At 44.7% G+C, this 2,190-nt stretch carries 1 pseudogene; it reads left to right on the forward strand.

What is annotated here, in order from left to right:
- Window positions 1-2,190: pseudogene (locus tag HMPREF0848_RS02665) on the forward strand (hypothetical protein); the annotation flags it as partial.

Below are 2,190 nucleotides of genomic sequence, written 5' to 3' on the forward strand. Positions count from 1 at the left end.
CGACGATGTTCCAGCAACTTTTGATGATGGTAAAACAACTAAAACAGTTCCAAATGTTGGTACTTACACAGTCGCTTCAGACGGAACAGTAACCTTCGTTCCAGAAAAATCATTTACCGGCGAAGCCCCAGCAGTGACTGTTGTGCGTGAAGATATGAACGGAACCAAGGCTTCTGCAACCTACACACCAACCGTAACACCAGTAACTCCAACAGCGACTCCAGCTGAATCTACTGGTCCTCAAGGTTTGGTTCAAACGGGTACAGTAACCTTCACAGAAGGTGATCCTGTTGCGCCAATCAACAAGGATTCTATTACCCTTCTTGATGAAAATGGTCAACCAGCTGCTTCAGTAGATGCCAAATCACCAGCAGGTGATGTTATTGGTACCTACACCGTTGATAAAGAAACAGGTGTGGTGACCTTCACACCAACGGATAAATCTTATTCAGGTGACGTAGTTCCTGCGAAAGTGCAAGCAGCTGATACAAATGGAACAACAGTAGAAACAACTTACACACCTAAGATTACGCCGGTTGTACCTACTGCTGAACCTGCAACATCTACAGATATCCAAGGAGCCACTCAAACTGGTAAGCCAGTCTTTACTGAAGGCGATAGCCGTGTGCCGATGGACGATACCGTTCCTGCAACCTTTGACGATGGTTCAACTACCAAGACGGTCGATGGTGTTGGTACTTACACTGTAGCATCAGACGGAACAGTTACCTTCAAGCCACTTCCTACTTATGTTGGAACACCTGAAGGCGTAACCGTGAAACGTGTTGATAAGAATGGTACGCCAGCAACTGCAACTTACACACCAACTGTTACTCCAGTAACTCCAACAGCGACACCAGCTGAAACGTCAGGTGTTCAAGGGGCAACTCAATCTGGCAAACCAGTCTTCACTGAAGGCAACAGCCGTGTACCAATGAACGATGCTGTTCCAGCAACCTTTGATGACGGATCTACTTCTAAGACAGTTGATGGCATTGGTACATACACAGTAGCAGCAGACGGAACTGTAACTTTTGTTCCAGACCCAAGCTTCACTGGTACAGCACCAGCTGTAACCGTTGTTCGTGAAGATAAGAACGGAACCAAAGCCTCTGCAACTTATACACCAACTGTAAATCCAGTCACTCTTACTCCAACAAACAAAGTTTCTGAAGACATTCAAAATGTCCCTCAAACAGAGACTCCTACATTTGCTTTGAGTGATGATGAGACTGCTCAAATTACAAGCAAGAAATTGATTGACCCTGCAACAGGTCAACCAACAGATGAAACAAGTGTGACAGTGGCAGGTGAAGGAACTTATACAATTGATCCTACTACAGGAGCGGTTACCTTTACTCCTGAAAAAGACTTTGTTGGGACAGCTAAAGGTGTAACTGTTCAGGCAACTGCGACAGTTACAAATGAAGCTGGTAAGACTTCAACTATTACTTCAGATGCAAGTTACACACCAACAGTTGTAGCAGCTGTTCCAACAGCTCAACCAGCTACATCTAAAGACATCCAAGGTGCAACTCAAACAGGAACTCCAACCTTTGCAGGTACAACAGTTCAAGTTAATGGTCAAGACAAAACAATCACCATCAAAGACAACAGTTACACATTGTTAGACAAAGATGGTAACGAAGTTTCAACGACACCAGCTTATGCGGCAGACGGTACAACTGAAATCGGTACTTACTCAATTGATCTAGCAACTGGTCAAGTAACCTTCACACCAACTGACAAATCTTATACAGGTCAAGTAACGCCTGTTAAGGTTCAAGCTGAAAGCTCAAACGGTATCAAGGTAGATACAACTTATACACCTGAAATCGTTCCAGTAACACCGATAGCGAAACCAGTTGAAACTACTGATATTCAAGGTGCTACACAAACAGGTAAACCTGAATTCAAGGGTGGCACTGTAACAGTAGACGGCGTTGAGAAAACAGTAGACATCAATGAAGATGTTCCAGCAACATTTGACGATGGCTCAACTACCAAGACAGTAGATGGCGTTGGTACCTACACAGTAGCATCAGACGGAACCGTAACCTTCGTACCTGAGAAATCATTCGTCGGAACTGCACCAGCAGTGACGGTTGTTCGTGAAGATAAGAACGGAACCAAAGCTTCTGCAACTTATACACCAACTGTGACTCCTGTAACACCGACAGCGACACCAGT

This window comes from Streptococcus sp. C150 (genome assembly GCF_000187445.1).
Lineage (GTDB): Bacteria > Bacillota > Bacilli > Lactobacillales > Streptococcaceae > Streptococcus > Streptococcus raffinosi.